General features: G+C 32.5%; 16 protein-coding genes. 6 read left to right on the top strand and 10 right to left on the bottom strand.

Features of this window, described 5'->3' with window-relative positions:
- Window positions 1–3 precede the first annotated feature (3 nt).
- The 3 genes from LO744_RS13350 to tpx all read right to left on the bottom strand — a co-directional run bounded on the left by LO744_RS13350 (window position 4) and on the right by tpx (window position 4,941).
- Window positions 4–2,007: an adenylate/guanylate cyclase domain-containing protein gene (locus LO744_RS13350; protein WP_230670007.1), complete on the bottom strand. Its 2,004-nt coding sequence runs from the start codon at window positions 2,005–2,007 to the stop codon at window positions 4–6.
- A gap of 4 nt (window positions 2,008–2,011) precedes the next feature.
- Window positions 2,012–4,357, bottom strand: coding sequence for an adenylate/guanylate cyclase domain-containing protein (locus tag LO744_RS13355; protein WP_230670009.1), 2,346 nt, complete (start codon window positions 4,355–4,357; stop codon window positions 2,012–2,014).
- Window positions 4,358–4,443: 86 nt separating this feature from the next.
- Window positions 4,444–4,941 carry a thiol peroxidase gene (tpx, locus tag LO744_RS13360; protein WP_230670011.1) on the bottom strand — a complete coding sequence of 166 codons (498 nt, stop codon included), beginning with the start codon at window positions 4,939–4,941 and terminating at the stop codon, window positions 4,444–4,446.
- A gap of 152 nt (window positions 4,942–5,093) precedes the next feature.
- On the opposite strand from tpx, the gene LO744_RS13365 reads away from it, so the two are divergent.
- The 3 genes from LO744_RS13365 (at window position 5,094) to LO744_RS13375 (ending at window position 8,975) form a co-directional block, all read left to right on the top strand.
- Window positions 5,094–5,546 (top strand): T9SS type A sorting domain-containing protein, encoded by a 453-nt coding sequence (locus LO744_RS13365; RefSeq protein ID WP_230670013.1) that lies wholly within the window; start codon window positions 5,094–5,096, stop codon window positions 5,544–5,546.
- Window positions 5,547–5,558: 12 nt separating this feature from the next.
- Window positions 5,559–6,650, top strand: coding sequence for a cadherin repeat domain-containing protein (locus LO744_RS13370; RefSeq protein ID WP_230670015.1), 1,092 nt, complete (start codon window positions 5,559–5,561; stop codon window positions 6,648–6,650).
- Between the two features lie 105 nt (window positions 6,651–6,755).
- Window positions 6,756–8,975 carry an NADP-dependent isocitrate dehydrogenase gene (locus LO744_RS13375; protein ID WP_230670017.1) on the top strand — a complete coding sequence of 740 codons (2,220 nt, stop codon included), beginning with the start codon at window positions 6,756–6,758 and terminating at the stop codon, window positions 8,973–8,975.
- A 252-nt stretch (window positions 8,976–9,227) separates the two neighbouring features.
- Here LO744_RS13375 and LO744_RS13380 read toward each other — a convergent pair whose 3' ends face one another.
- The 3 genes from LO744_RS13380 to LO744_RS13390 form a co-directional block, all read right to left on the bottom strand.
- Window positions 9,228–10,418 carry an MFS transporter gene (locus LO744_RS13380; protein ID WP_230670019.1) on the bottom strand — a complete coding sequence of 397 codons (1,191 nt, stop codon included), beginning with the start codon at window positions 10,416–10,418 and terminating at the stop codon, window positions 9,228–9,230.
- 76 nt (window positions 10,419–10,494) lie between these two features.
- Window positions 10,495–11,496, bottom strand: a complete 1,002-nt coding sequence (locus tag LO744_RS13385) for an aldo/keto reductase (protein ID WP_230670021.1) — start codon at window positions 11,494–11,496, stop codon at window positions 10,495–10,497.
- 88 nt (window positions 11,497–11,584) lie between these two features.
- Entirely contained in the window at window positions 11,585–12,490 is a 906-nt protein-coding gene (locus LO744_RS13390; RefSeq protein WP_230670023.1) for a helix-turn-helix domain-containing protein, read from the bottom strand.
- A 171-nt stretch (window positions 12,491–12,661) separates the two neighbouring features.
- Between LO744_RS13390 and LO744_RS13395 the strand changes: the two genes are divergently transcribed.
- From LO744_RS13395 to LO744_RS13405, 3 genes are all read left to right on the top strand, one after another.
- Window positions 12,662–12,949 carry a GNAT family N-acetyltransferase gene (locus LO744_RS13395; RefSeq protein WP_230670025.1) on the top strand — a complete coding sequence of 96 codons (288 nt, stop codon included), beginning with the start codon at window positions 12,662–12,664 and terminating at the stop codon, window positions 12,947–12,949.
- A gap of 141 nt (window positions 12,950–13,090) precedes the next feature.
- Complete coding sequence (locus LO744_RS13400; RefSeq protein WP_230670027.1) at window positions 13,091–13,483, top strand: helix-turn-helix domain-containing protein; 393 nt, start codon at window positions 13,091–13,093, stop codon at window positions 13,481–13,483.
- Window positions 13,473–14,033 carry an IS630 family transposase gene (locus LO744_RS13405; protein WP_230670584.1) on the top strand — a complete coding sequence of 187 codons (561 nt, stop codon included), beginning with the start codon at window positions 13,473–13,475 and terminating at the stop codon, window positions 14,031–14,033. The genes LO744_RS13400 and LO744_RS13405 overlap by 11 nt, the downstream gene beginning before the upstream one ends.
- Window positions 14,034–14,083: 50 nt before the next feature.
- Here the strand turns inward: LO744_RS13405 and LO744_RS13410 are convergent, their stop codons facing one another.
- From LO744_RS13410 to LO744_RS13420, 4 genes are all read right to left on the bottom strand, one after another.
- The gene (locus LO744_RS13410) at window positions 14,084–14,542 is read right to left on the bottom strand and encodes a transposase (RefSeq protein ID WP_230670029.1); all 459 of its coding nucleotides are present in this window, start codon (window positions 14,540–14,542) and stop codon (window positions 14,084–14,086) included.
- Between the two features lie 468 nt (window positions 14,543–15,010).
- Entirely contained in the window at window positions 15,011–15,490 is a 480-nt protein-coding gene (locus LO744_RS13415) for an IS3 family transposase (protein ID WP_317207265.1), read from the bottom strand.
- 9 nt (window positions 15,491–15,499) lie between these two features.
- Entirely contained in the window at window positions 15,500–15,838 is a 339-nt protein-coding gene (locus LO744_RS20490; protein WP_394799519.1) for an IS3 family transposase, read from the bottom strand.
- Window positions 15,839–15,856: 18 nt separating this feature from the next.
- Window positions 15,857–16,399 carry a hypothetical protein gene (locus LO744_RS13420; RefSeq protein WP_230670033.1) on the bottom strand — a complete coding sequence of 181 codons (543 nt, stop codon included), beginning with the start codon at window positions 16,397–16,399 and terminating at the stop codon, window positions 15,857–15,859.
- Between the last annotated feature and the right edge of the window lie 9 nt (window positions 16,400–16,408).

The raw sequence follows: 16,408 nt of genomic DNA on the forward strand, positions 1-16,408 counted from the left end.
TTTTTAAGATTTAGCTAAATGATTGACAAAATACATATCCATATCACCTTTTCCTTTGGTGTGGATTTTCCCTCTGTATTCGCAGATAATCTTTTCTTTAATCAATTGATAGGTCGATTCAGAAATGTTTATTTTTCCTTTTTCACTATTTTGTTCCATTCTTGCAGCTGTATTTACGGTGTCGCCCCAAATATCGTATGCGAATTTTTTCACCCCAACAATTCCGGCAATTAAAGAACCCGAATTAATCCCGATTCTAATATCTAAAACATCCGGATTAGTCTTTTTTCTTTCTTCAATATATTCAAGAATATCTAAAGCTACCAAAGCTGTTTGATAGGCATGATTCTCATTTTTAATGGGCAATCCACAAACGGCCAAATAAGCATCACCGATGGTTTTTATCTTTTCTAAACCATGTTTTTCCATAATCATATCGAAAGCGGTGAAGCATTCATTGAGTTCAGCCAGCATTTTTTCAGCACCCATCTTCTCGGAACTCTGGGTAAAATTAACAAAATCAGTAAATAAAACACTTACCTCATCGTAATATTTAGCTTCAGAGCTTCCGTTCTCTTTCAGTTCTTCAGCCACTTCATGCGGAAGAATATTGAGGAGCAGATTTTCTGTTTTTTGCTTTTCTTTCTGCAATTCAAAAGTACGCTCATCAACCTGTTGCTCAAGCAAATCATTTTGGTCTTGCAAAATCTGCTGTTTTTCTTGTTCCTGTTTCAAATTAATCTCAGAAAGTTGGTTGACTTTGTCCAGCTGTTTTACCAAGCTTAAATTAGTGGAAGCAAATTGCCAAGCCAAATATGCCGAAATAGAAATTGGGAAACTGATGATGATTAATATCAAAAAATATGCTCCAAAATCGTCTTTTGAAAACTTCCCAGAGAAAGATACATTAAGATTGTCTAAAACATTAAGAATAATAATGAGTAACGTGAATACAAAAAACGACAATATACCACCTCCAACAATATACGCCGCCTTTTCTCTTCTTATCATCGCCCTAATTACCAAATAAAAAGATTCGAAAGCTACAAAAGCGAGATAAAAAAAGCCAAGAATGATTGCGAATGTATCATTGAAGTAATAAAAGATAACTAAGATGACAGCAAGAATAAGCATCACTATTAATCTTGTCTTTGATTTTGCAAAAAGAGTATTAACAAATCCGCTTAAAGCTGATGCAAACAACATCATCGATAAAAACCCAATAAATACGTATGTATAAACTAAGTCTGGATCTCGCATTTTATACAAAAGGATGACCAAATATCCAAACAACGCAATGGAAATATTGTATATGGAAAAGAACAGATTATACAATGCTTTTCTATAAAAAAGGAATAACAAAAGATGAATAAAACCCAATGCAGTAAAGACTCCACAGGTAAGCATCATATAAAAATTAACTTCTTCTCCAACTTCCAATTTATCTTGTACAAGATAATCTGCCTGTTTAATTTCGATATTGAGAAGCCTTGCATTATTGATCACTCTAGATCTGTTAAGTAGTGGTAAATATCGTATCGCTAAAACATTGACATCCGTATCATTAAGTGTAAAAATAGTTGGTATCGTATTTTTGATGACAAATTTTCGGGATTTCCCTTTGCCTATTTTACCAATGCTTTCTATTTTTTTGCCGTTGAGATAGATTTCTGATGCGCCAAGCTGACTCAGTTCCAGACCAAGTGGTTTGTTGACAGATGAAGAGTCTATTTTGAAGTAATACCGAATCCAATAAGGTTGATCTTTTTTATAAACTTTTTTGGAGTTGAAATTTTCATATTTCCATAAAGAATCATCAAATGTAGGTAATGCAAAAGCCTGATTATCATTCTCAGAAAATTTACTTTTCTCATCAATTAAAACACCACTTCTTATTTCTTTTTCAGTAAAAACTCTAGGTTTTTCAAGAGAATTTTGAGCAAAACAAAAAATTTGCAATAGAAATGATACAGAAAGTAGAAATTTAAAGAGTAGATTTTTTTTCAATTTTTTAAGATTTAACTAAATGATTTACAAAATACATATCCATTGCCCCTTTTCCTTTGGTTTCGATTTTTCCACGATGCTCAAAACTAAAGTCTTCTTTTATTAACTGATAGGTTGCTTCAGAAATATTTACTTTTCCCGCTGAACTGTTCTGCTCCATTCTTGCTGCCGTGTTTACCGTGTCACCCCAAATATCGTAAGCAAATTTTTTCACACCCACGATTCCGGCAATCACCGGTCCTGAATGAATTCCTATTCTGATATCTAAAGCATTTGGATTCTCTTTTTTTCTTTGCTGAATATAAGAAAGAATTTCTAAAGCTGCATTCACTGCATTTTTTGCATGCTGTTCATTAGAAATAGGTAAACCGCTTACCGCCAAATAGGCATCACCAATGGTTTTTATCTTTTCTAAATTGTATTTCTCCATGATTCTGTCGAATTCTGTAAAACAGATATTCAGTTCATTCAAAACTTCCTGCACCCCAATTCTTTCTGAATTTGCAGTAAAATTGACAAAATCGGTAAACAAAACAGAAACCTGATCAAAATGTTTGGCACTGGTTTTTCCTTTTTCTTTTAATTCTTCGGCAACTTCATGAGGAAGGATATTTAACAATAAATCATCCGATTTCTTTTTCTCTTCAGCGATTTTTTTATTGTCTTTACGTTTTTGATTGTAAGAAAATCCGGCAAAACCTAATAACAGCAAAGATAAACCGGCTCCAATTGCCCACATATTTTTTTGTATTTTAGAACTTTCTAAATCTGCTTTCGCAAGGGCATCTTTTTTTTCCTGATTGATTTTAGCAATATTTTTTTCCTGAGCATATTTTAGAGCCACTGCTTTTTGCTCTTCATCAAATTTAATCTGAATTTCTTTTCTTTTTAAATCTTCCTCTAGCGCAAGTCTTTTTCGTTCTTCCTCAGTTTTTGCAGCCGCCTGTTTTTTTTCGTATTCAAAACGGAGTGCTTTTAGTTCTATTTCTTTTTGAAGCTGGATGCGTTTGGTTTCTTCTTCTAGCTTTATCCGGGTTCTTTCGTTTGCAAGTTCCGTTTGTGACTGTATATCGGAAAGGTTTCTCATATTATCCAAACCGTATGTTTCTTCCTTTTTATCTTTTGCCTTTTTTAGATAAAATAAAGCTTTCTTATAATCTCCCAATTTTTCATAGGCTTGCTGCAAAATATCATAATTTTGAATAAAAACTTCAGCAGAAACCACTGTTTTTAAATTCAAAAAATATTCTAAACTTTCCGATTGTTTATTCGTAAGTTTTTGAAGTTCTTGTGCTTTTGCAACGTCTTGACCAAAATCTGCTTCATCATCAATCAAAGTTTTTAACTCAATCAATCCTTTTTGGTGTGTAAAATAATGATACATTGGATCTTGTTCACTACTCAATTTCAAAGCTTTATTAATGTAGAGCAAAGCATTTGTATAATCTTTCTGTTTATAATTTATATCAGAAAAATAGTAATAAAGCATCTGTAAACTACTATTTAATTGATGTTCTTCAAAGTAATTTTTAGCATCATTAAAAAAAAGTTTTGCTTTTTCGTACTGCTTCGTTTCAGAGTATATATTGCCTATAAACATTTTAGAATTAGCAACTTGCTGCTCATTCTTACTTTTCTTTGCAATTTCAAGTGACCTCTGATAGTAGTCTAGTGATTTTTTAAAATCTTTATTTGAAAGATAAAATGTTCCTGCGAAAAAGTACGCATCATAAATAAATTCTGGAAAATTATTTATTGTAAACTCGATATATGTATTTAAAGATTTGTAGGCTTCAACTGGGTTTTCTTGAAGAAAATTATTTTGAAACAATCGTTGATATGCTGTCAGAACTAACTTTTTATCTTTAATTTTATTCTGATTATAAAGATTTAGGATTTGATTACAATAATCGTTTGCTACTTTATTTTTTTTATTAACCGAATTTACTGTAGCTAATAAATAGTAAGCCCAAGCTCTTTTGTCATAATTTTCAGTCTTATTGAGATATCGCTCTCCTTCCACAAGATATCTTTCGCTATTCGCAAAATCCATTTTTTGTAGTAATAACCCACCAATAAAAAGATTAGACCTACCTATTTGTTCAATATTATTTAATTTTTCGTAAATAGGTAAACTCAATTTAGAATATGCTAACGCACTGTCAATAATCTTACTATCTGAGTATTTGTTCGCAAGATCATCATATAATTTAACTTTTTCTCTGTCATTTTTTGTGGTAAGCAATTTATTTTTAAGGTCTAAAATCTCTTTAGATTCCTGCGCTTGAAAAACTGTATTCCCATAAAAAAGGAAACAGATAATTGCAAAAGAGGTAAATTTATTTTTCACCGACTAATTATTGAGTTCGCACAAAAATAAAAAAATCATTCTATTAAATAACAGAATGATTTCAAATTGATGAGAAATATTTTTATTTACTTCAAAGAAGCGATAGCGGCTTCGTAATTAGGCTCTTGTCCTATTTCCGGAACTTGCTCTGTGTAGATCACATTAGTTTTTTCGTCTAAAACCACAACAGCTCTGCTCAAAAGCCCTTTTAAAGGCGAATCTGTAAGAGTAACTCCATAATCTTCACCAAAATTTCCTCTGAAATCTGATAACGTTTCTACATTCGTTAAACCTTCAGCTGCACAAAATCTAGATAATGCAAAAGGTAAGTCTCTAGAAACATTGATAACAACAGTATTATCAAGAGTAGAAGCCTCTTCATTGAATTTTCTTGCTGAAGCTGCACAAATTCCTGTATCAATGCTTGGGAAGATATTTAATACTACTCTTTTCCCTGTGTAATCAGCAAGATTTTTTTCAGATAAATCTCCAGAAACCATTGTGAATTCCTGAGCTTGGTTTCCAACTTGTGGAAGGCTTCCTATTGTATTTATTGGGTTTCCTTTAAATGTAATTGTAGACATAGTTGATGTATTTATAATTTTCTTCAAATTTATTTAAATTTAGAATGATTAAGGCTGAAATAAAGGTTAAATAATTCTTAAAGTGGAAAGCAAAATTTTTTATCCCCACAAATGTGAAATTTATTTATATTAGCGGTCTTAAATAAATATAAATGCGAAAAAAAATTACCCTCTTATTATTTGGAGTTCCTTTTTTCGGCTTTGCCCAGTCTGTGATTGGAGGCATCAATTCCGGAGCAGTTTCTGCAGATAACTTCAACCATTCGGTTGGTGAGATTTATGTAATCCCGACCGATCCCGACCAAGCAAATTCCGGAACAATGGGAATGTTTTATCAATCTGTCCTGCAGGTTTTAGGAGTTACCGAACTTGAAAAAGACAATGTAAAAATTTACCCGAATCCTACCGCAGATTTCGTTTACGTAAAATTGAACTCAAAATCAAAAATCGAAAGTGCTGAAATCTATGATCTTTCAGGGAAGCTTGTCTTCAAAACAAAATTAGAATCAGAGAAACTGGATCTTAGAAACCTTCCTCAAGGTGTTTACATGATTGTTTTCAGAAATTCTGATATCAAGCCTATTAAAATTATCAAAAAAAATTAAAAACTCATTGAAATGAAAAAACTTTACACAAGTATAGGATTATTTTTAGCTACATTATTAAGCGCACAGGTTCCACAAGCTTTTAGTTACCAAACAATTGCTTTTAACGCAGCTGGAGCTCCAATTGCCAATGGAAACGTAGCTTTAAAGATCAGTATTTTAGAAAACTCAGCTACAGGAACTGTTTTATATACAGAAACACACAACAAAACAACCAATGCTAAAGGTTTAGTTAATTTAAATATCGGACAAGGAACTGCAACAACAGGAACTTTTGGAGGAATTAACTGGGGAGCAAACACAAAATTTTTAAAAGTAGAGATGGATCCTGCGGGAGGTTCTAACTATACAAATGTTGGAGTAAATCAACTGATGAGTGTACCTTATTCCCAAGTTAGTAAAACAGTTGTAACTGGATCTGGGCAAGGAATTACACTTACTTCTCCGAATGGAACACCTTATACTTTGAACGTAAGTGACTCAGGAACGTTGAGTTTACCGACTACATCAAGTTCTAGTTCAACTGCCCCTACAAATCTTTATATGTATGGTTCACATAACAGTTTTAATGCTACCACTGCTGAATTATTAAGAAATGTTGGAAATAAAAAAATCGGATATAGATACTTACCTGCAAATACTCAATTAAAATTCATTTCATCACAAGCTAATGGTGCCCAAGTTTATGGAGTGGGTAGCCAATCTGTTTTAGTGCCCAATGGTAGTGACTTTAATATTTCTTCCAATGGTTTCTACGAAATTGCCATTACAGATTATGGTCTATCTGCAACTATAGCAGCAGAAAATATTATGCCTTCTGTAGATTTCATTGGTAGTTATCCGTCATCAATGACACCTTTATCGTATAATGTAACAAATAATACATTTTCTACACAAGTTTTTGGAATTACAAATGTGATGGCTTCTACTTTTGTAATTACTGTAGGTGATGAAGAATATGGTGATAATTTAAGTGATGGTAATATTGATGTGGGAGGAGCTCCTATTACATTTCCAAATTTGACTTCAACTCCTAAAAATTATCAAATCACATTTACAATAAACTTTAACGGCACAGGAACATATACAATCACACAATTATAAATTTAAAGAGGCAATAGCCTCTTTTTTTATGTAAAGATTCCAAATAAAACAATCATAATCACTAAATTTGTGAAACTAAAAATTTAAATAATAAATTACAGTATAATGTCAGACAAATCAAAAATCTATTACACACTTACGGATGAAGCTCCAATGTTGGCTACACACTCGTTTTTACCTATCGTAAAGGCATTTACAAAATCGGCAAACATTGAGATCGCCGTTCCGGATATTTCTTTGGCAGGAAGAATTCTAGCAAACTTTCCTGAGTTTTTGAATGATAATCAAAAAGTTGGTGATGCTTTGGCTGAATTAGGTCAATTGGCAACTCAACCTGATGCAAACATTATCAAATTACCAAATATTTCTGCTTCTGCTCCTCAATTGGATGCGGCTATCGCTGAATTACAAGGAAAAGGTTTCGCAGTTCCAAATTATCCTGCAGAACCTAAAAATGACGAAGAAAAAGCAATCAAAGCTAAATATGCTAAAGTTTTAGGAAGTGCTGTAAACCCTGTGTTAAGAGAAGGAAATTCTGACAGACGTGCTCCAAAAGCAGTAAAAAATTACGCAAAAGCAAACCCTCACAGAATGGGTAACTGGGCTTCAGACAGTAAAACTGATGTTGCTCACATGAACAACGGAGATTTCTACGGTACAGAAACTTCTACGACTCTTGAGAATGCTACAAAATATAAAATCGTTTTCAAAGGAAATGACGGTGCTGAAACTTTATTAAAAGATTTCGCAGGTCTTCAGGCTGGAGAAGTAATTGATTCTTCTGTAATGAACTTAAATGCTTTGAAAGCTTTCGTACAAGAAGCTATTGAAGAAGCTAAAAACAGAAACGTACTTCTTTCTGCTCACTTGAAAGCGACGATGATGAAGATCTCAGATCCTATCGTATTCGGAGCGATTGTTGAGACTTTCTTTAAAGATGTTTTCACTAAATATGCGGATACGTTCAAGTCTTTAGATGTTAATCCAAACAACGGTTTAGCTGATCTTTTCGATAAAATTAAAGGAAATGCTCAGGAAGCTGATATTAAAGCTGATATTGAAGCAACTTTGGCAAACGGACCAAGAGTAGCGATGGTAAATTCTGACAAAGGAATTACCAATTTCCACGTTCCTTCTGATATTATTGTTGATGCTTCTATGGCTGCTTTAGTAAGAGGTGGTGGAAAAATGTGGAACAAAGACGGAAACGAAGAAGATACCGTTTGTATTATTCCAGACCGTTCTTACGCAGGATTCTATCAATCTGTTATTGATGATATGAAAGCGCATGGGAAACTAGATCCTACAACAATGGGTTCTGTTCCTAATGTTGGTTTGATGGCTCAAAAAGCTGAAGAATATGGTTCTCACGACAAAACATTCCAAGCTTCTGCTGAAGGAACAATTGAAGTGCAAGACGAAAACGGAAACGTTCTTCTTTTTCAAAAAGTTGAAACGGGTGATATTTTCAGAATGTGCCAGACTAAAGATGCTCCCATCCAAGACTGGGTAAAATTAGCGGTAAACAGAGCGAGACTTTCTGATACGCCTGCCATTTTCTGGTTAGACAAAGGAAGAGCGCACGACAGAGAAATGATTAAAAAAGTTGAAAAATATTTAGCTGATCACGATACTGAAGGATTAGAAATTGAGATCCTTGATGTAAAAAATGCAATGACTGAAACCTTAATCAGAGCAAGAGAAGGAAAAGATACTATTTCTGTTTCAGGAAACGTATTGAGAGATTATTTGACTGACCTTTTCCCAATTCTTGAGCTTGGAACTTCTGCGAAAATGCTTTCTATCGTTCCATTGATGAATGGTGGTGGTTTATTTGAAACTGGAGCTGGAGGTTCTGCACCAAAACACGTTGAGCAATTCTTGGAAGAAGGCTACTTAAGATGGGATTCTTTAGGTGAATTCTTAGCTTTACAAGCTTCTTTAGAGCATTTAGCACAAACTCAAGGAAACACTAAATCTCAGGTTTTAGCAGATGCTTTAGATGAAGCTAATGCTAAATTTTTAGCGACAGATAAGTCTCCAGCAAGAAAAGTAGGACAAATTGATAACAGAGGTTCTCACTTCTATTTAGCAATGTATTGGGCTGAAGCATTGGCAAATCAAACTGCAGATGCTGAATTAGCTGAACAATTTGCTCCGGTTGCAGAAGCAATGCAGGAAAATGAAGAAGTAATCAATGCTGAATTAATTGGTGCTCAAGGAAAACCTCAAAACATCGATGGTTATTTCAAAACTGACACTTATAAAACGTATGAGGCAATGAGACCAAGTACTGTTTTAAATGAAATTATTGATCAGATTTAATTTTCAGATTTAATATAAATTGAAAGCTCCTTTTTTAAGGAGCTTTTTTGTTTTTTTAAACACGAATGACACGAATATTTTTCACGAATTACACAATTTTATTTTCAATAAAGAATTGTAAAAAGTTTAAATTTTAAGTTTCTGCTAAAGCCAATCTTTCTATTACAAAGAAATAAGCGGGCTAAAGCCCGCTTATATTGATATTAATTAGCTCAAAAATAGAGATTTATCAAAAAACTAATTCCTAATTAATCAAACATGTGCCTTTCTCCATTTAATCATACTCAAAATAAACAATCCTAAAACTCCTAGCAGAAAATATCCTTCAGCTACTTCCATTTGGATTTGAGGTTTGATAATCGCAACAATTCCATAGCTTAGTGCTGAGGTGATGATAAAGACTACTCCACCGGTCATTCCGCCTGCAAGTCCGGCAGAATTTGGAAATCTTCCGATACAGTAAGAGAAATAATTATTAAAAATAAATCCGGCTGTGACATGAATAACAAATGCAAAAGCAACGAGACTGTAGATATTATTAGAAAAATAGGAAGCCATAAACATCAAAACAATTAAAAATAATTGAATAAAATTCGCATATCTAATCTTAGGTAAAAATGCTTTCTCAATCAGTGCTTTCCCAAGAAAACCACCCGCCATCCATGCAAATCCTAAAATTAAAGAAATATAGCCTGCGGTTACTTCAGAATAGCCCATTTTATGCTCAATAATAAAAGATCCGCAAAGATTAAAAAACATAATCATCGAATAGCTGATTCCGCACATCACCATTCCGTAGAAAAAATCTTTGGCTTTAAACATAGAATCATATTCTTTCAGTAAAAATTCTACATGAAAAGGGTTTCTTTTCTTTAATGTCTCACCAGAAAAAATCAGTTCTAAAATTAAAAGAACCAAACTATATCCTGCCAAAACATAGAAATTCGACTGCCATCCGAAAATTTTCTGTAAATAACCACCAATAAAAGGGGCGATTATCGGACCGACAGACCAAACAATCGTCATAATACTAAGATAATGTTTCCGCTCATCACCTTCATAAACATCGACAAAAAAAGCCCGTTTTGAAACCACTGCAAATCCTGATAAAATCCCCTGCAAAACACGCATTGCATAAATAACGAATATATTTTGTGTCGTTGCAGTAATCAAAAAAGAAACGACAAACAAAGCTAAAGAAGCCATTGAAATTTTGTACCGGCCGAAAGAATCAACAATACTTCCTGCGAAAAACTGAGTGATCCCGTAACTAATCAGAAATATCGATAATGTAAGCTGAATATTGCTTTCCGGTTGATGAAGTTCAGTTGCCATACTCGGCATAGAAGGAAGATAAATATCGGTCGTCAAACCCGACATCGGAATCATTGCAAAAGCCAAAATCGTTGCAATGAATTTATTTTTCTCTTTGAGTGTTACCATTCGTTATTAAATCTTTTCATAGAAACCCAAATTGTCGGAAATTTTATCAGCAATCTGGATTTTGTTTTGGAAGTTTTTAGTTATTCACCAATTTCATAGAACCTTCACTATATCTTTCCCCGATATTTGGATATTTTTTAAGAAGAGAATCGATAGTTTCTAAATCTGATGGAGAAAGTTCAAGATTAATTGCTTCAATATTTTCTTCAAGATATTTTCTACGCTTTGTTCCCGGAATCGGAATAATATCTTCACCTTGATTTAACACCCATGCAAGTGCTAACTGTGTTCCCTTTACTCCTTTTGAAGCAGCAAAATCATTAATTTCTTTAGCTAAATTTTTATTGTTTTCCAGATTTTCGGACTGATAACGAGGTAAAGATTTTCTGAAATCTTCATCACTAAAATTTTGAGCCTCATTAATATTAGAAAAAAGACCTCTCGCCAAAGGGGAATAAGGAACTAAAGTAATTCCTAGTTCTCTAATTGTCGGTAAAATTTCTTTTTCAACATCTTTAGTTAAAATAGAATATTCTGACTGCAACGCTGTAATCGGATGAATTTTATTGGCTTTTCTAATTGATTCTGTAGAAGCTTCAGACAAACCTAAATATCTCACTTTTCCGGCTTTTACTAAATCTGCCATTGCACCAACTGTTTCTTCAATAGGAATATTAGGGTCTACTCTGTGAGCATAATACAAATCAATCTCATTAATTTTCAATCTTTGAAGACTTAAATCAACTGCTTTTTTAATCCATTCCGGGGAGCCATCAAAATAGGTTCCGGGAGCACCACTGTGATTGGCTTTTCCATCTTTAAACCTAAATCCAAATTTTGTAGCAATAAAAATTTTGTCACGGTTCGGAACTAATACTTTCGAAATCAACTTTTCATTTTCTCCGTTGGCGTACATGTCTGCAGTATCCAAAAAATTCACACCTAAATCTAAAGCCCTGTGCAAAGTACTGATACTTTCCTGTTCATCTGTTGGTCCGTATGCAAAACTCATTCCCATACATCCTAAACCGATCGCAGATAACTGCTCTTCTGTTTTTCCTAATTTTCTAAATTTCATGATAACTTGTGATTTAAAATTTATTGTACAAAATTATAACTGAAATTTCCCGATTGTAATATACAATTCAAACGAAGAATTATAAAATTCAAACAACCGCTGTTCGAACAGCATTGGGTGTTATTCCTGTTTGTTTTTTGAAATAATTAGTAAAGTATGCTGGTTCTTCAAAACCTAATCCGTAGGCAATTTCAGAGATATTCCAGTCAGTGTGTTTAAGCAATGCATTGGCTTCCTGAATAATTCTTGAGGTAATCTGCTGACTGGTTGTTCTTCCCGTAATTTCTTTTACAGAACGGTTTAATGAGTTGACGTGAATTGACAAATTTTCTGCATAATCAACCGGACTTTTTAACTTTAAAAAACTTTCAGGACTATCGATTGGAAATTGCCTTTCCAATAATTCCATAAACAATGACGCGACTCTTTGTGAAGCATTCTGATAATGCTCAAAACTTTCAGCAGGACGCATCTTTATTGTTTCATGAATCAAAAGGTGAAGATAAGCGCGCAACATATCGTATTTATGCAAATAATCAGATTGAATTTCGGTCATCATTTTAATGAAAATATCGGTAACCGTTCTTTGTTGCTCTTCATCGATAAAGAAGACAGGAGTTCCTCCAATTCTGAAAAGCGGTGACTCCTGAAGGGTTCCCAATCTATTTCCATCGTGCAGAAAATGATCGGTAAACAAACAGAAAAATCCTTTTTGATTATCATTCTCAGCTTCCCATGAATAAGGAATGACAGGATTAGAAAACAATAAGGCAGGTTTATCAACGTAAATCCACTTATCTGCATAATGAAGTTTACCTTTTCCGATAATTAATGAAATTTTATAATAATCTCTTCGGCTGTACGGCGTAATTGACGAACAATTTTCTCGCGAAAACACATTAAAATGACCTACTCCGGGAGTTTTTATACATTGTAAACCTTGATTCTGAGCATTGCGCTCATAAAAGCCTTTTATTGTCTCTCTAGATTCCATGGTTCAAAATTATAAAATTCAAACAACAACATCATCGCTCAATAATAATCATTGATAAATAAAATTTAAACACGATCTAAAATATAATTTCGTTAAGATTATTTAAATATGATCTTATTATCACTAAAAATTTGTAATTTTAAAGAAGAGTTTCACCAAGAATCAAACATTATGGAAAATATAAAATTTGAATTATCACCTTATCAAGATGAGCTACAATTGTTAATTGATGATAAAAAAGTAGGTTATATGTCGATTTCCGTAGACGGAAGATTGCTTAATGTATATTACACCAAAATTGATGAAGATCTTGAAGGACATGGCTACGCAAAGCTGCTTTTAGACAAACTGGTTAATTATGCAGAAGAAAAAGATCTAATGATTGACCCAGAATGTGATTTCGTAAGACAGCAGCTGGAAAATCATCCGAAAAGATATAAAGGAATTTGGCACGAATAGAAATTTGTTAAGCTTTTCTAAATATTTAAAAAATTACTTTTGTAAATTTTTAAACGCAAAGATTTAATTATAAGTAATTAGAATAAAATAATGTCGTATTTAATTGTTTGCAATGGATAAATTCGGTATATTTATCTCATTATGAGATATGTAACACTTAAAAAAGGAGAGATTGAGTTATTAGAGCACCTTCATCAAAATAGCCCTAATAATACTGTTAGAAAACGCAGTCAATGCCTTGTTTTATCAGATCAACGGCACAAGATTAAAGAGCTAGCTTCTATTTTTAAAGTAAGTCGCAGAACAATTGAACGTTGGTTTGATAATTGGGATAAAATAGGGGTTGATTCCCTTGCTATATCAGAGGGAAGAGGTGCGAAAACCCTTTTGAAAGACTATTCCAAAGAGGTTTCAGAGCAATTAGAACTTCACAATAGAAATTTAAAAAATGTATTAATTTACTTTGAACAGCAACACAATATTATCATCTGCAAAAAAACATTGCAGAATTTTTTAAAAGTTACTGGGTTATAAATGGAAAAGAGCTAGGCTCTCTTTAAAAGGGAAACGAAACGAAGAACAATTTCGATTTAAACAAAAGCAAATAGAAACATTAAAGAGTTTGGAAGATATCGGTTATATTGATGTATATTTTGGAGACCAAAGTCATTTTGGACTCCATCCTAATGTACCTTATGCTTGGCAAACAAAGGATAATCAAATAGTATTACCTGCTGCTAAAGGCAAATATCAGAATGTAGTTGGGTTGATGAACCGTAAAAATAAACTTCATTTCGAAATACTTGAAACAACCTTTAATTCAGATAGACTTATCTGCTTTATGAATCGTTTTGTGGAACAAACCGTTAAAAAAACGATCGTCATTCTTGACAATTCACCAATCCATAAATCAAAGAAATTTATGGCTAAAATAGAACAATGGAAAGAAAAAGATGTTTTTATTTACTTTTTGCCACCATATTCTCCAGAGTTAAATCTAATTGAAATTCTATGGCGAAGGATAAAGTATCAATGGTTAGATTTTGAGGCTTATCAATCATTTCAAAATCTCAAAGAAAATTAAATCTTGCTTTGACTAATTTCGGAACAAAATACGACATTAAATTTTAACCATTACTTAGTATTATTCTCCTGAACGGTAGTGTCTGATAAAACAAAATTCGAAGTATTCATTTTTGCATCGTGCATTCTTACGCTGTACGCGAAGATTTTTTCGATGCCTTCTTCTCCAATTCTTTTTCGAAAATGAACGAAATTGCTGGAATCACAAGGAAATTCGTGTTCAAAGAAAACGCTACCAGAAAAATACTGCATGTAAGGATTCATCATCCAGGCTTTTTCCAAAGTTTCATCGCCCAAATTATAAAGATGTTTCAGAAGCAAACAGCCGACCATAAACCGAATCGGATGGCTAGGATTGCCTACTTTCGAATACAATGGCGAAAATTCTTTCTCAAAATAGTTCCAATCAATTTTTCCTGAAAGCAAAACGAGTTCATGCTTATCATCAATAAAATCCACCAACATCGGGCGGAATAATTCTGGCAGTTTTTCTGGATTTTTTCCCAACATATTTGCAAGGTTTTACACCTCTAAAGTACAAAAACCTGCAAGAAAAAACAAACAAATTAACATTTAAAACACTATAATACAGCGGTTTAAATGCATTTTAAGGAGCGACTAATTATTGTCAAAAATTACAATACCAAAGATGGTAAAGAAACTTATTTTTACAGACTCTAAAAATAGAGGGAGTAGTAAATAGCAAGGTATGGGAATTGTCACTACAATTATACTTCGTTTCATTGTAAACATATTCCCGACCTTGCCCCTAAAGGGGAAAATTTTTTAACGGCTTTGCCTAAAATTTTTAGTTTATAAATATTTTTTTTACCAAAAGAAATAATAGTGAAATTTAAAATTGAACAAAAATAAAATAGTTGCTAAATACAAATTATATGGGTCTTATTTTATCAGAATATATAAGACAATTTTGCATATATGGGGATGTGGATATGCAAATAAAAACTCCAGTTAAAGTTAAGCTACATTTTGATAAATTTTGTTTTGATTATTAAACTCTTCTATTGTCTTAAAATTTAGTTTACCATGACGTCTTTTTTTGTTGTACCAAATTTCAATGTATTCAAAGATTTCTAACTGCATTTGTTCTTTTGTAATGAGCTTGTTGCCATAAATGAGTTCCGTTTTTAATGATTTGAAAAAACTTTCAGCCACTGCATTATCCCAACAATTTCCTCTACGGCTCATACTTCTTGTGACGTTATAAAAATCTAATGTATTTACAAATTTTTTGCTTGCATATTGAACACCTCTGTCGCTATGAAAAATTAATCCATCTGCTGTTTTTCTGTTTTTGACAGCCATTTTCCAGGCTGTAAGACTTGTTTCTTCTGTACTCATTCCCTTACTCAAACTCCATCCGATTATTTTTCGGTCGTATAAATCAATAACAGTTGTCAAGTACAAAAATCCTTCTTTGGTCTGGATATAAGTGATGTCTGAAACTCAAACTTTCGAGGATTTATCTGCTGTAAAGTTTCTGTCTAAGATGTTGTCTACTACCAAATAATTGTGTTTAGAGTTCGTAGTTACTTTAAATTTCTTGCTTAATTTACTTCTCAAACCCAGCTCCTTCATATATTTCGCCACCGTGATTCGCGATATTCTGTATCCTAATGAATTTAATTCAAAGGTAATTCTAGGGCTTCCATAGCGTTGTTTTGATGAAAAATAAATCGAAGTTATTTGCTCTTTTATTTTTTCTTTCAAAAGCAGTCTACTGCTACTACATCTATTTTTCCATTTATAATAACCGCTGGAACTTAATTTTAAAATATTGCACATCTTTTCAATCGGGTCATATTATTCATCCTTGAATTTAATAATATTATATTTTCCACCATAATCATCAAAACTTATCATATACCCTTCTAAAAACATTTTATATAAAATTGTTTGCATATCACTAGTCGAAAAACCTTTAGAATAAAAATAATATTTTTCTTTAATATCGGTCTGTTGAAAGTATTTTTCTATAATGAATTTTGTTGATAACTTCATAATTTCGGGATTCACTGTAAAAGTCTGGTATTTGTATTTAGCTGCAATTTCCGTATTTATTTCGAAACTTTGTCTTAGGGACATTTGTAAAAAACTATGAAAATCTTTAAACCTATTTTTATAATGCTCATTGTAAAGAGTATTTAAAAAATTCACATTAGTCACTAAAATCAAAGAATTATCTGTTTTGACATATAAGTTATATACTACATACTTTGAGGGTAATGATTCCTCTACCAATGCTATTTTTTCAATAAAAACATCTGAAATACTTGGGCTTGAACTTTGACTTTTTGAACACCCTATTATTAAAACAAAGGCAAAAAATATAACTTTTGATTTCATATATATTAT

It is taken from the genome of Chryseobacterium turcicum, assembly GCF_021010565.1.
GTDB lineage: Bacteria > Bacteroidota > Bacteroidia > Flavobacteriales > Weeksellaceae > Chryseobacterium > Chryseobacterium turcicum.

What these genes read in the sequence shown, in the direction of transcription:
- tpx (WP_230670011.1), bottom strand. Translation starts at nt 4,941, where the DNA reads ATGTCTACAATTACATTTAAAGGAAACCCAATAAATACAATAGGAAGC.
- LO744_RS13365 (WP_230670013.1), top strand. Translation starts at nt 5,094, where the DNA reads ATGCGAAAAAAAATTACCCTCTTATTATTTGGAGTTCCTTTTTTCGGC.
- LO744_RS13370 (WP_230670015.1), top strand. Translation starts at nt 5,559, where the DNA reads ATGAAAAAACTTTACACAAGTATAGGATTATTTTTAGCTACATTATTA.
- LO744_RS13375 (WP_230670017.1), top strand. Translation starts at nt 6,756, where the DNA reads ATGTCAGACAAATCAAAAATCTATTACACACTTACGGATGAAGCTCCA.
- LO744_RS13380 (WP_230670019.1), bottom strand. Translation starts at nt 10,418, where the DNA reads ATGGTAACACTCAAAGAGAAAAATAAATTCATTGCAACGATTTTGGCT.
- LO744_RS13385 (WP_230670021.1), bottom strand. Translation starts at nt 11,496, where the DNA reads ATGAAATTTAGAAAATTAGGAAAAACAGAAGAGCAGTTATCTGCGATC.
- LO744_RS13390 (WP_230670023.1), bottom strand. Translation starts at nt 12,490, where the DNA reads ATGGAATCTAGAGAGACAATAAAAGGCTTTTATGAGCGCAATGCTCAG.
- LO744_RS13395 (WP_230670025.1), top strand. Translation starts at nt 12,662, where the DNA reads ATGGAAAATATAAAATTTGAATTATCACCTTATCAAGATGAGCTACAA.
- LO744_RS13400 (WP_230670027.1), top strand. Translation starts at nt 13,091, where the DNA reads ATGAGATATGTAACACTTAAAAAAGGAGAGATTGAGTTATTAGAGCAC.
- LO744_RS13410 (WP_230670029.1), bottom strand. Translation starts at nt 14,542, where the DNA reads ATGTTGGGAAAAAATCCAGAAAAACTGCCAGAATTATTCCGCCCGATG.
- LO744_RS20490 (WP_394799519.1), bottom strand. Translation starts at nt 15,838, where the DNA reads ATGTGCAATATTTTAAAATTAAGTTCCAGCGGTTATTATAAATGGAAA.
- LO744_RS13420 (WP_230670033.1), bottom strand. Translation starts at nt 16,399, where the DNA reads ATGAAATCAAAAGTTATATTTTTTGCCTTTGTTTTAATAATAGGGTGT.